Annotated in this window: 9 protein-coding genes and 1 pseudogene; 7 read left to right on the forward strand and 3 right to left on the reverse strand. The window is 65.0% G+C overall.

What is annotated here, in order from left to right; translation table 11 throughout:
• From AC1D34_RS25665 to AC1D34_RS25680, 4 genes are all read left to right on the forward strand, one after another.
• Positions 1-1,645, forward strand: a 1,645-nt coding sequence (locus tag AC1D34_RS25665) for a penicillin-binding protein 1A (RefSeq protein ID WP_476825712.1), incomplete at its 5' end; no start/stop codon positions are given.
• Positions 1,646-1,765: 120 nt separating this feature from the next.
• Positions 1,766-2,278 (forward strand): DUF1697 domain-containing protein, encoded by a 513-nt coding sequence (locus tag AC1D34_RS25670; protein WP_441489996.1) that lies wholly within the window; start codon positions 1,766-1,768, stop codon positions 2,276-2,278.
• 120 nt (positions 2,279-2,398) lie between these two features.
• Positions 2,399-3,527 (forward strand): peptide chain release factor 2 gene (gene prfB, locus AC1D34_RS25675; protein WP_441489997.1). Its coding sequence is split into 2 segments (ribosomal slippage): positions 2,399-2,467 and positions 2,469-3,527, totalling 1,128 coding nucleotides; the frame shifts between segments, so codons are not numbered across the junction.
• A gap of 16 nt (positions 3,528-3,543) precedes the next feature.
• Positions 3,544-4,659, forward strand: coding sequence for an SGNH/GDSL hydrolase family protein (locus AC1D34_RS25680; protein WP_441505391.1), 1,116 nt, complete (start codon positions 3,544-3,546; stop codon positions 4,657-4,659).
• Positions 4,660-5,031: 372 nt separating this feature from the next.
• Here AC1D34_RS25680 and mdoH read toward each other — a convergent pair whose 3' ends face one another.
• On the reverse strand, positions 5,032-7,191 hold the full coding sequence (mdoH, locus tag AC1D34_RS25685; protein ID WP_441505597.1) for a glucans biosynthesis glucosyltransferase MdoH: 2,160 nt from the start codon (positions 7,189-7,191) through the stop codon (positions 5,032-5,034).
• A 5-nt stretch (positions 7,192-7,196) separates the two neighbouring features.
• Positions 7,197-8,633 carry an OpgD/OpgG family glucan biosynthesis protein gene (locus AC1D34_RS25690; RefSeq protein ID WP_476825713.1) on the reverse strand — a complete coding sequence of 479 codons (1,437 nt, stop codon included), beginning with the start codon at positions 8,631-8,633 and terminating at the stop codon, positions 7,197-7,199.
• 442 nt (positions 8,634-9,075) lie between these two features.
• On the opposite strand from AC1D34_RS25690, the gene glmU reads away from it, so the two are divergent.
• Together glmU and glmS are read left to right on the forward strand one after the other, a co-directional pair.
• Entirely contained in the window at positions 9,076-10,455 is a 1,380-nt protein-coding gene (gene glmU, locus AC1D34_RS25695; protein WP_441490000.1) for a bifunctional UDP-N-acetylglucosamine diphosphorylase/glucosamine-1-phosphate N-acetyltransferase GlmU, read from the forward strand.
• A 107-nt stretch (positions 10,456-10,562) separates the two neighbouring features.
• Positions 10,563-12,337: pseudogene (gene glmS, locus AC1D34_RS25700) on the forward strand (glutamine--fructose-6-phosphate transaminase (isomerizing)).
• Positions 12,338-12,356: 19 nt separating this feature from the next.
• Here glmS and AC1D34_RS25705 read toward each other — a convergent pair.
• Positions 12,357-12,755 (reverse strand): YbaN family protein, encoded by a 399-nt coding sequence (locus AC1D34_RS25705; protein ID WP_441490002.1) that lies wholly within the window; start codon positions 12,753-12,755, stop codon positions 12,357-12,359.
• 166 nt (positions 12,756-12,921) lie between these two features.
• Between AC1D34_RS25705 and AC1D34_RS25710 the strand changes: the two genes are divergently transcribed.
• Positions 12,922-13,200, forward strand: a 279-nt coding sequence (locus tag AC1D34_RS25710) for a DUF502 domain-containing protein (RefSeq protein WP_476825714.1), incomplete at its 3' end; no start/stop codon positions are given.

Raw genomic sequence — 13,200 nt, forward strand, 5'->3', positions numbered from 1 at the left:
CAACAACATCGCGGCCGGCTATTTTGCCGAAGAGATTCGTCGCGCACTGCAGGATCGCTACGGCGAGAAGAAGCTGCTCGAGGGCGGCCTTTCCGTGCGCGCCACCGTCGATCCCAAGATGCAGCTGCTTGCCCGTAAGTCGCTGGTCGACGGGCTCGTGCGCTTCGACGAGGCGCGCGGCTGGCGCGGTGCCATCCAGAAGCTCGACATCAGCGCGCGCGACTGGGGCATTGCGCTCGGCGACTTGCCGGTGCTCGGCGACGTGGCGCCCTGGCGCCTTGCCGTCGTGCTCGATGTCAGTGGCGACAGCGCGCGACTCGGCCTGCATCCGGGACGCGAGAATTCCGGTCATCTCCGGACCGAGCGCGATACCGTGACGCTGACGGGTGACGGCATCCGCTGGACCCGACGCGCCCGCGTCGCCCAGGCCGTCTCGGTCGGCGATGTCGTCTATGTCGAGCCGATTGACAGCAGGCCCGGCCAGGTCCGCCTGCGCCAGATGCCCGAGGTCAACGGTGCCATCACCGTGATGGATCCGTATTCCGGCCGCGTGCTGGCCATGGTCGGCGGCTTCTCGCATGACCAGTCGGAGTTCAACCGCGCGACGCAGGCGCTGCGCCAGCCGGGCTCGTCCTTCAAGCCTTTCGTCTACGCCACTGCGCTCGACAACGGCTATACGCCGTCGAGCATCGTGCTCGACGCGCCGATCGAGGTCGATCAGGGCGGCGGCCTCGGTGTCTGGCGGCCTGAGAACTATGATGGCAAGTCGACCGGGCCACGCACCCTGCGCTACGGCATCCAGTTCTCCAAGAACCTGATGACGGTCCGCCTTGCCAAGGATGTCGGAATGCCGCTGATCGCGGAATATGCCCGTCGCTTCGGCATCTATGACGACATGCTGCCGGTGCTCTCGATGTCGCTCGGCGCCGGTGAAACCACCGTAATGCGCATGACGGCGGCCTATTCGATGCTGGTCAACGGCGGCAAGCGCATTCGTCCGACCTTGATCGACCGCATCCAGGATCGCTTTGGTGGCACGATCTATCGTCACGATCAGCGCGTCTGCGAAGGCTGCAATGCTGACAAATGGGCGAGCCAGAAGGAGCCGCGCCTGATCGACAATCGCGACCAGGTGCTCGATCCGCTGACGGCCTACCAGATGGTTTCACTGCTCGAAGGCGTGGTGCAGAACGGCACGGCGCAGGTGGTCAAGTCGGTCGGCAAGCCACTCGCGGGCAAGACCGGCACGACCAACGAGGCCAAGGACGTCTGGTTCGTCGGCTTCTCGCCGGATCTCGCGGTCGGCGTCTATATGGGCTTCGACAAGCCGAAGTCGCTGGGCAACTCGGCGACGGCCGGCCAATATGCCGCTCCGATCTTCCGCGACTTCATGATGGCTGCGCTGAAGGACAAGCCGGCGACGCCGTTCCGCGTGCCGGCCGGCATCAAGTTGATCCGCGTCGATCCGCGCAGCGGCATGCGTGCCGGTGGYGAAGGCGGCATTCTCGAAGCCTTCAAGCCGGGTACCGCTCCGCCCGACAGCTACTCGGTCATCGGTGCTGCGGGTGAGGGTGGCGGCGCGCCGTTCAACGTCTCTCCCGGCGGCGGGCGCAGCGTCGGGTCCGGCACCGGCGGCCTGTACTAGATCCGTTATCGCCGGCGTGGGAGCGAAGGCCAGATCGGCCCCGTGTCTCGCGCCGGCGTTCTGTATCCCGGCCGGCGAGGGCGCCGGCATTGGGCCGAACTCTGCATGCGGCGAGACGCCATGACGGCCTATATAGCCCTGTTGCGCGCGGTTAATGTCGGGGGAACGGGAAAACTCCCGATGACCACTTTGAAGGCGATGTGCGAGGAAGCTGGCCTTAGCCAGGTGCGCACCTATATCGCCAGCGGCAATGTGGTGTTCACGAGCGATGCGGACGAAGCGCAGATCAAGTCGGTGCTCGAGGACAAACTCCGGACCCATGCGGGAAAGCCAGTCGGTGTGCTGGTCAGATCTGCCGCCGAGATGTCCGGGGTGCTGGCGCGCAATCCCTTTTCGGACAAGCCTGGTAACCGCACGGTGGCGATCTTCGTCGACGAGCCGCTTCCCGCTGACACCCTGGACCATGCCCGCGGTATCCGGGGTGAGCTGGTGCATCTCGCCCAGCGCGAAGTCTATATCTTTTATGGCGACGGGATGGCGGATTCACGCTTGCGCATTCCGGCCTGCGACCCCGGCACGGCGCGCAACATGAACACGGTGGCGAAGCTCGTGGAGATGACTGCACCTCTCTGATGGCCTCGCGGAGGCTGGAAAACATTCTGTGCCGTTTACACCCGCGCCTTTCGCCCCTATCTGAACAGCTCCGTCCGGCATGCCGGATCGAATCCCATCAAGGAAAGTTCTGCTGGCATCATGCGTCCTGAAGTTCAGACCCAACTTGATAACGCCAAGCAGTCGATTGGACTGCTGAGGAGGCATCTTTGACTGGGATGTCGCACAACGACGCCTCGCGGAGCTGAACGCACTTTCCGAAGGCCCCACCTTCTGGGACGATGCCGAGCAGGCACAAAAGCTCATGCGCGAGCGGACCTCGCTCGAAGACCAGATCAACGGCATCCTGAAGCTCGAGCGCGATCTCGACGATGCCCTGACGCTGATCGAGCTGGGCGAGATGGAGAGTGATGCCGCCTCCATCACGGAAGGCGAAGTCGCGATCAAGGCTGTCGAGCAGGAAGCGGCACGCCGGCAGGTCGAGACACTGCTCTCCGGAGAGGCCGACATGCTCGATACCTATGTCGAAATCCATCCTGGCGCCGGCGGTACCGAAAGCCAGGACTGGGCCGAGATGCTGCTGCGCATGTACCGGCGCTGGGGCGAGCGGCGGAAGTTCAAGGTCGAGATGCTCGACTATCAGGATGGCGATCAGGCCGGCATCAAGTCGGCGACGCTGCAGTTCAAGGGCCACAATGCCTATGGCTGGCTGAAGACCGAATCGGGCGTGCACCGGCTCGTGCGCATCTCGCCATTCGATTCGAACGCCCGCCGGCAGACCAGCTTCGCATCCGTCTGGGTCTATCCCGTCGTCGACGACCGGATCGTTATCGACGTCAAGGAATCGGATTGCCGGATTGACACCTACCGCGCCCAGGGCGCCGGCGGGCAGCACATCAACACGACCGATTCGGCGGTGCGCATCACGCATATCCCGACGGGGATTGCGGTCACCTGCCAGCAGGAGCGTTCACAGCACAAGAACCGCGCCAAGGCGTGGGACATGCTGCGCGCCCGCCTCTACGAGGTCGAGCTGAAGAAGCGCGAGGAAAAGGCGAATGCCGAGGCGGCCTCCAAGACCGATATCGGCTGGGGCCACCAGATTCGCTCCTATGTGCTGCAGCCCTATCAGCTGGTGAAGGACCTGCGCACCGGAGTGAGCTCGACGGCGCCGTCGGACGTGCTCGACGGTGATCTTGACCCGTTCATGGAGGCGTCGCTCGCGCAGCGCGTCTATGGCACCGAGGTCGAAGTCGAGGATATCGACTAGAGCAATGAGCGGGAGCATGACGGTGGAGAAACCTCGCTCCCGCCTGCGCAACGGCCTGATCAATCTTGGCGTGTCGCTGGCCAGCCTGCTGGTGTTTCTCGCGTTTTGCGAGCTTGTTCTGTTTCGCTTCGTGCTGCCGGGCAGCGACGTGCCGCGCAACGACTTCGCCAATGAACTCGTGCGCTATGCTCCGAACCAGACCGGCGTCTGGCGCGTGCGCGACGAGATCGCGGCGCCATTCTCGATCAACGCCAAGGGGTGGAATTCGCCCTTGCCGGATTATCCGGCCGAGCGCATTCCCGGGCGTCGACGGGTCGCCTTTGTCGGCGACAGCTTCGTCGAGGCCCTGCAGGTTCCGGTCGGGCGCAGCGTCGCCGACGTGATTCAGGGTGGCCTTGCCAGCGCGGGCCCCGTCGAGGTCTACCGCTACGCCATCGCCGGGGCACCCTTCAGCCAATATATCCAGATGATCGACCGTGAGGTGCTGGCGGCGAGGCCGGACCAGATCGTCGTGCTGCTGGTCCATAACGACTTCGACGAGAGCTTTGTCTTCACGCCGGGCCGGTATACGTCGAGCTTCCTGAAGCTGCGTGTCGAGGGCGGCAAGGTTCTAGGCGAGATCGCGCCTGAGCCTTGGCGTCCCCGCGCCGTGGAGTGGCTCAGGCAGACCGCGACGGCGCGCTATTTCCTCTATCGCTGGCAGGTGCGCCCGCAGGCTCTGCTGGATGCGTTCCTCGGGCCGGCCCAGGCCGAGGATACGCGCTTTGCGGCCAATATCGATGTCGCGTCGGTGCTGAGTCGCGAGGCCGATATCCGCGCCGCGACGGATTACATGATGGTCCGCCTTGCGGCGCAGGCCCGCAGTATCGGCGCCCAGTTGCTGGTGGCCATGGATGGCGATCGCAGCGCGATCTACGCCGGCCGCCCCGACAGCCCGGCGCTGAAGCTCAACCGTATCGCCGCCGAGGCCGCATCACGGGCGGGGATCGCCTTCCTCGACCTGCACCCCGTCTTCGCCGAGGACTGGGCTCGCAACCAGCGGCGATTCGAGTTCGCGGCGGATGCTCACTGGAACGAGAATGGCCACGCCGTCGCCGCTCGGGCGATCCAGGATGTCCTCACCAGGCAGTGAGCAGCCCGAGGACTTAAGCGCCAGACGGCGAATGCGCGTTGGCACGAGGCTGGTGATTTCGGCTGGGATGATGCGGAACCGCGGATCTTCCGGCGACCGGAAAGCCCAGGGAACCCTGACCGGGCCAGTGAAGGCTCTCTTCCCGCATGGGCCACAGCTCCGAGCCGCCGAAGCCGCCCGGCCGGGATGCTGGTTTGAATGCAGCGTGCTCTGAGGCCGCAGCCGCTTGCGAAGCGACCGGGCGCTCAGAAGGCGGCCATGTAGCGAATGGCTGACGCTCAAGCGCAGCGTCGCGGGTATGCAGGGCAGACGACGACCGGCGATCTGTTTCCCGTCCCCCGCCGTCGCTCCGAAACTGACGAGCTTCCCCGTCTAGTCCTTCGACGGCTGCAACGAGGACAGCAAGCCAACCAGAGCGCGGTCGTGAAGCACGACCATACGTTCCCTCGGCTTCAGCCAGATCGCGGCCTCGTCGATCGTTTCCGCGTCGACCAGCTTTGCCTGTGCGACGGCGCGCTCGGGCTCGACTTCACCGCGGCGGCGCGGATGCCCCTCGGGGAGCATCATGTCGTGCTCGGCACGCAGGCGCGGATCGGCATGCAGCGCCTTGAGGCCGTCGGCTTCGTCGAAGCCCGCCTTGGCGAATTCCTCCTGCAGCGCATTGGCACGCAGCGCGATCGCCGGCGGGTCGCCTTCCTCCGGCGTCACCAGGAGCTTGTGCCGCTTCAGCCAGAGCCCGAGCGCGAGCTGGCCCGATGCCCAGGACAGCGGAATGGCCAGCACGAGACCCACGATCGTCGGCGACATCCAAGCGAAGAGCGAGGTCGCGATCATGAAGGCCGAGATACCGGCGATGGCGCCGAGTGCGGTGTGCATTCGGTGGCGCCGGATGATGTCCTTCAACGGAATCGAGCCGTCGTCGCGGCGCTGCGGGTTCCAGCCCGTGTCGCGTCCGAGCAGGATCTGGAAGACCGAACCCGATTGGATCAGCATCATGATCGGCGCGAAGAAGGCGGAGAACAGGATCTCGAGCAGCGACGAGAGAATCAGCCGGATGGTACCGCCGCAGGCGCGCCGCAGCTTGCCGTCGAACAGGGTCAGCAGCAGCCCAAAGAGCTTTGGTGCGAGCAGGATCGCCATGGTGAGGGCGAACAGGTTCAAGGCGCGCTCGGGGTCGAAGCGCGGCCAGACCGGGAAGAGCGTGAACTCCTGGGTGAAGTATTCAGGGCGCGCGTAATTGACCTGCAGCACGATCAGGATGCCGACCACGAGCTGCATCAACCAGAACGGCGAGGCGAGATAGCCCATGATGCCGGTGGCGAAATGCTGGCGCGTCGACCAGACGAAACCCTTCGCGCCGATGATGCGCGAGTGCTGGAGATTGCCCTGCGCCCAGCGGCGGTCGCGCACTGATATGTCGATCAGGGAGGGCGGGCTCTCCTCATACGAACCCGTCAGGTCGGGAAGCATATAGACCGACCAGCCGGCGCGGCGCATCAGCGCGGCCTCGACGAAGTCATGGCTCAAGACATGTCCGCCGAAGGGCGGCTTGCCGTTCAGATCGGGCAGTCCGCAATGATCGGCGAAGGCCTTGGTGCGAATGATCGCGTTATGGCCCCAGTAATTGCCGTCGCGGCCCGACCACATGGCGAGGCCGGTCGCGATCACCGGTCCGTAGACCCGTGCCGCGAATTGCTGCAGCCGCGCGAAGAAGGTGTTGCGATTGATGATCAGCGGCAGCGACTGGATGATTCCTGCGTCGGGATCGGCCTCCATCGCGACAGCGAGGCGCACGATGCAGGTGCCGGTCATCAGGCTGTCGGCGTCGAGCACGACCATGTGCTCGTAGTCACCGCCCCAACGGGTGACGAAATCGGCGATGTTGCCGGCCTTGCGGTGATGGTTCTTCGGGCGGTGCCGGTAGTAGACGCGCGCGCCGGGGCCGAGCCGTTCACGCAGAGCGAGAAAGGCGCGCTCCTCGGCGATCCAGACATCAGGATTGGTCGTGTCCGAGACGATGAAATAGTCGAAATGCGCCCCGAGGCCCGTGGCCTCTACCGATTCCCGGATCGCGGCCAGCGCCGCGAAGGTTCGCGCGGTCGACTCGTTGTAGATCGGCATCACCACGACGGTGCGATGCTGGAGGGATTCCGCCCGTTCGGTCCGGCCGGTCCTAAACAGCAGGCCGAAGAACCCCATCAGTGCGCTGGTGAAGGCGAGTGCGATCCACGAGAAATTGACCGTGAACAGCAGCAGCAAGACGTACTGCAGGAAGGTCGTGCGGCTGACCGACACGACATGGTACATTTCCCAGGCGCCATAGGCGGTGAGCGCGAGACCGCCACCGAAGACGAAGAGGCGCTTCAGCCACGGCGTCGTCCAGGCCAATGGTGCGGCGGGCTTGCGGCGTTCCGAGGCCTTCCAGCTGCGGAAGGACTGGACCGGCATCACCAGCCGGTTCTCAGGCGGGGTCGCTGCCTCCGGACGGGGCAAGCCCGGACGGGGAGCGGTTTCGACCGCGCGCGGCGGCATCTCGGTCACCACGTCCATCGATTCAACCACGTTTCCGATACGGGCTGGCCGCCGGCTTCGAGCACAAGGCGCAGTTCGGAGAGATTCTCATTGCCAGGGTCGACCTCGAAGCGGACCCGCATCAGCTTGCGTTCCGGATAAGGCCAAAGACGCAAACCCTGGATCGCCCCGGTCGTCGCCGTGATATTGGCGCGCGTCGCGGCAACCACAGCGGGGTCCGCCAGCTTGTCACCTGTGAACTCGACCATGAACCGTCGACGCCGACCCTGCGTGCCGCGGCCTTGACGCATGCGCGTGGCCAGGGCGAGCGGTGGTCGCTCGGGTGGCTGCCAGCACCAGGCCTGGCGATAGGTGATCGTGGTTTCGCTGCCCGCGGCGATCGGCTGGCGCGGCCGCCAGTAGGAAATGATGTTGCTGTTGATGTCGGAATCGCTTGGGATCTCGATCAGCTGGACTGAACCGGCTCCCCATTCTCCAAGCGGCTCCATCCAGACGCTGGGGCGAAGCTCGAAGCGCTGGTCGTCATCCTGGAACGCTGCCGGATCGCGCTCCCGCTGGACGAGACCGAAGCCGCGCGGATTGGTGTCGACGAAAGAAGAGACCTGCAGATTGGTCGGGTTGCTGACCGGGCGGTAGATCCATTCGCCGGCGCCGGTGAGCATCTGGACACCGGAGACCTCGTGCACGGCCGGGCGGACGTCGTCGAAGGTCCGGCGGCTCTGAGGCCCCGACATGAAGGTGCCCGTGGTGCAGCCGAAGCCGACATGGTCCAACACCTGCCGCGCGAACAGGGTCATCTCGACATCGATGAATGTGACGTCGCCGGGGCGCAGAGTCATCCGGGCCGCACCTGACAGGCTCTCGGAATCGAGCAGGGCGTGAATCACGAGCATGCCCGATGCCGGATTGGGGCGCTCGATCCAGAAGGCGCGGAAGAAGGGAATCTCCTCGCCCCGCGTCTCGCCGGGACGCAGGATCAGCGCGCGCGCCAGCGCACCGAAGTTCTGGCCGCGCGCCACGGCGCGGAAGAAGGTCGCGCCCTGGAAGATCGCAACCTCGTAAGGCCGCTCGAGCCCGGCGGAGACCCGGAAGCCGGAGAACTGCAGATCGACGCCCGCCGGGGGGGGAGCAACCTTGCCGTAGTCGAACTTGCCGCGATCGAACGCAACGCGGCGCACGACATCGTCTTCGACCGTGAACAGGCTGACGGGAGCAGAAAAGACGTAGCCGCGATGCAGCGGCTCGACCGTGAAGCCGCGGTTCTCTCCAGCCCAGATCAGGCCGCCGGGTTGCGCACGAATCCCGGAGAACTGGTCGAAGGGCAGGGTGGCGTAGCCTTCGGGCAGATCATTGGTCGTCACCGGAACCATCGGGCGCCGCGACAGCATGCGGGCGGCCTCGACAACCAGTGCGGCATCGAAACGCTGACCTTCCGCGATCACCGACTGTACAGTTGCGGCCCAGCTGGCCTGAGAAAATGCAGGGCTCGTGCCCATAAGCGGCGCGGCGGCGAGGCTGTACGCCGCACCCTCCAGAAACCATCGGCGATTCAAGGATTTCGACATTATTTCCAACATACGCGGGCGGCGCAGTCGCACCCCAGCGCTTCTAGATCATTTCCCGGCTGGCTGAAAAGCGGTCGCCGCTTAAAAATTGCGTGCGGCCAGCGACTTGGGCAACGCGTTTGCGTTGCCGGCGGAAAGGTATTGCCATTGCGTCTCGCCCCTCGAATACGCCGGCCGAAGATCTCTCCGGAGGTTTTGGCAAATGCCATCAGGATCGGCTATCCACGGCGACCGCAATGCCACCATGCACCAAATCGCCCACGCGACACCGTCAGGGTCACGGGAGCGAAAGGCTAGATCCGCAGGGAAGCCGACAATCATGACCGAAATACAGCCCGGACGTACCTGCCTTGCAGTTATTCTCGCCGCGGGCGAGGGCACAAGGATGAAATCGCAGCGCCCGAAGGTGCTGCATGAGATGGCCGGCCGCTCGCTGCTCGGTCATGCGCTCGCGGCAGTTGCTGCGGCGGGGGCAGATGCGGTCGCGGTGGTGATCGGGCCGGATCGGCCGGACGTCGCAGCCGAGGTCGAGGCGCTCCTGCCGTCGGCACGCGTCTTCGTCCAGGCCGAGCGCCGCGGCACGGCGCATGCGGTGCTGGCGGCGCGTGCGGCGCTGGCCGAGGGCTATGACGATATCCTCGTCGCCTTCGCGGATACGCCGCTGGTTCGGCCCGAGACCTTCCTGTCGCTGCGGGCTGGGCTCGCCGATGGTGCGCCGGTTGTGGCGCTGGGATTCGAGGCTGCCGACCCGACTGGCTACGGGCGGTTTGTGATGCGCGACGGCGTGCTGGAAGCGATCGTCGAGCACAAGGATGCGAGCGCGGCCGAGCGGACGATCCGGTTCTGCAATGCCGGGCTGATGGCCTTGGACGGTCGGCACGCACTTGCCATTCTCGATTCAATCGGCAGCTCGAACGCCCAGAACGAATTCTATTTGACCGACGCCCCGGCGCTCGCTCGCGCCAAAGGCTTGAAGGTGGTCGCGCTGAGCGCCCCCGAAAGCGAAGTGCAGGGCGTCAATGACCGCGCCCAACTCGCTGCTGCGGAAGCAGAGTTCCAGCGCCGCAAGCGCCTGGCGGTAATGAAGGAGGGTGCGACGCTGATTGCGCCCGAGACCGTGTTCTTCAGCTACGACACGACAATCGGCAGCGATGTCCTGATCGAACCCAATGTCGTTTTTGGCCCCGGCGTCAGCGTTGCCGATGGCGCGGTGATTCATGCCTTCTCGCATCTGGAGGGCGCCGAGGTTGGCCCGCAGGCGAGTGTCGGGCCTTATGGCCGGCTGCGCCCCGGCGCGAAGCTGGCGCGCAAGGCCAAGGTCGGGAACTTCGTGGAGATCAAGGCGGCGGATATCGGGGAAGGAGCCAAGGTCAGCCATCTCACCTATATCGGGGATGCGAGCGTCGGCGCCGAGGCCAATATCGGTGCCGGTACGATCACCTGTAATTATGACGGATTCTTCAAATACAAGACGACCATCGGTGCCGGCGCCTTTGTCGGTTCGAACTCGTCGCTGGTTGCCCCGGTGACGATCGGCGATGGGGCTTATGTCGGCTCCGGTTCGGTCATCACCTCCGATGTTCCGCCTGACGGGCTGGCGATCGCTCGCGGCAGGCAAGTCGGGCGGGACGGTTGGGCGAAGGTGTTCCGAGATAGGGCAAAGGTCAGGAAGCTGAGCGCGGCCAAGAATACGGATTGAATCGACGCCGAAACCGCCTGTTCACAGTCTGACATTCAACGTGATTGGGTGTTTTTGGCGTTCGCAGCTACACGGGCCGGCAACGGCAACACTCAAAGAGGTCGGGCATGTGTGGCATTGTGGGGATCCTGGGCAAGGAAGCCGTAGCCATTCAGGTGGTCGAGGCGCTGCGGCGGCTCGAATATCGGGGTTATGATTCCGCCGGCGTCGCGACGCTGGAGAAGGGTCTGCTCACGCGCCGCCGTGCCGAGGGCAAGCTCAGGAACCTCGAGATCCGCCTGTCGAACGAGCCGCTCGATGGGATGATCGGCATCGGCCATACGCGCTGGGCGACGCATGGCAAGCCAAACGAGACCAATGCTCACCCGCATGCGACCGAGAAGCTCGCGGTCGTGCATAACGGCATCATCGAGAACTTCCGCGAGCTGCGCGCCGAGCTCGAAGCTGCGGGCCGCGTCTTCGAGACCGAGACCGATACCGAGATCGTCGCCCATCTCGTCACCAGCGAGATGGAGCGGGGCAAGAATCCGGTTGCGGCGGTTGCAGCCAGCCTGCCACGCCTGCGCGGTGCCTTTGCCCTCGCATTCCTGTTCCAGGGCGAGGAAGACCTGTTGATCGGCGCTCGCAAGGGCTCGCCGCTCGCGGTCGGCGTCGGCGATGGCGAGATGTATCTCGGCTCTGACGCGTTGGCGTTGGCCCCTTTCACCAATCTCATCGCCTATCTGGAAGAAGGCGATTGGGTCGTGCTCCATCGCAAAGGCGCGACCTTCTACGACGTCACGGGCGCGCAGGTGGAGCGTCGCGCGCAGCGGGTCGCCGCCGGCACCTTCCTGGTCGAGAAGGGCAACTACCATCATTTCATGGCCAAGGAGATCCACGAGCAGCCGGAGGTCGTCGGCCATACGCTGACGAAGTATCTGGACATGGCTGCGGGAACCGTGCGCCTGCCCTTCGATGCCCCCTTTGACTGGAAGGCGCTGTCGCGGCTGTCCATCTCGGCCTGCGGAACCGCCTATTATGCGGGACTGACGGCGAAGTACTGGTTCGAGAAGCTGGCGCGGTTGCCCGTCGAGATCGATGTCGCCTCCGAGTTCCGCTATCGCGAGGCGCCGCTGCCCAAGGACGGTCTCGCGCTCTTCGTTTCGCAATCGGGTGAAACCGCCGATACGCTTGCCTGCCTGCGCTACGCCCGTCAGGAAGGGCAGCACGTCCTTGCCGTCGTGAACGTGCCGACCTCGACAATCGCGCGAGAGAGCGATGTCGTGGCGCCGACCCTGGCCGGGCCGGAGATCGGCGTGGCTTCGACCAAGGCCTTTACCTGCCAGTTGACCGCGCTCGCGAGCCGGGCGCTTGCGGCGGCTCGCGCCCGCGGCACGGATTGATGGCGCAGGCATTGACGCTGGAACCCGAGATCGRGAAGCTCGCCCGAAAGCTGTCGAAGGCACGCGACGTGCTCTATCTCGGCCGGGGCACGAGCTTCCCGATGGCGCTCGAAGGCGCTCTGAAGCTCAAGGAAATCAGCTATATACACGCCGAAGGTTATCCGGCAGGTGAGCTGAAGCATGGTCCTATCGCACTGATCGACGAGGACATGCCGGTCATCGTCATCGCACCGCATGATACGCTGTTCGAGAAGACCGCCTCCAACATGCAGGAGGTCGCGGCACGTGGCGGCCGGATCATCCTGATCACCGACGCCAAGGGCGCTGCCGAATGTGGCATCGAGCCCGAGGTGACGATCGTGATGCCGGATATGGACCCGCTCTTCGCACCGATCGTCTATGCAGTCCCGATCCAGATGATCGCCTATCAAACGGCCGTCTTCATGGGCAAGGACGTCGACCAGCCGCGCAACCTGGCAAAATCCGTCACTGTCGAGTGATCAATCCTCGGTCGAGTGATCAATCCTGGCGGGTCGGCTCCGGCCGGCTCGCGACATAGCTTCCGGCGGCGAGCAGGCTGGCGCCGCTGGCCCAGAGCGCGACAGGCGGAGCGTCGCTCAGCGCCACCAGTCCGAAGCTGAACAGCATGGAGCCGCAGGCGATCCATTTCGCCCGACGGTCGATCGCGCCGGTTGCGCGCCAGCGACGGACGTGCGGACCCAGCCTGGGATGGCCAAGCAGCCAGGCCTCGAAGCGAGGCGAAGACCGCGAAAAGCACCAGGCCGCGAGAATCAGGAAGACTGTTCCCGGCATCAGCGGCAGCACGAGGCCGATAACCCCGATTCCCGTGAACACCCAACCAGCGGCGAACATCAGCGGCCTGTACCAGCGGCGGAGTTGCCGGGGTGTTTCGGTCACGAAATCCATCCGCATTCGCGTCGGCACGTGAGACGGGGCTGGTCAGCAGCACCGGCTCGGCTATCCTGCTCATATCGCGATGCAGCGCCGCCGAGGCAAGCACGCCCTGTGGAGATCGGATTCCCGGACCGCCATGACGTTAGACGGCCCTCCTGATCCCAGCCACATGCTTCAGCCGGATTTGCTGCGGCCGACTGCGGGCACGCGGCTACGCCGCTATTTCCTGACCGGGCTCGTGATCGCGGGGCCGCTGGCGATCACCGCTTCGGTGACCTGGTGGTTCATCAACCTGATCGACGGGGTGGTGAAGCCGCTGATCCCCAACAATTATCTGCCCGAGACCTATCTGCCTTATCCGATCCCCGGCTTCGGGCTGGTGATCGGATTGATCGGCTTGACGCTGCTCGGCTTCCTGACGGCCAACCTGGTCGGGCGTACCCTGCTC

The organism is Allobosea sp. P1_A7 (genome assembly GCF_056406775.1).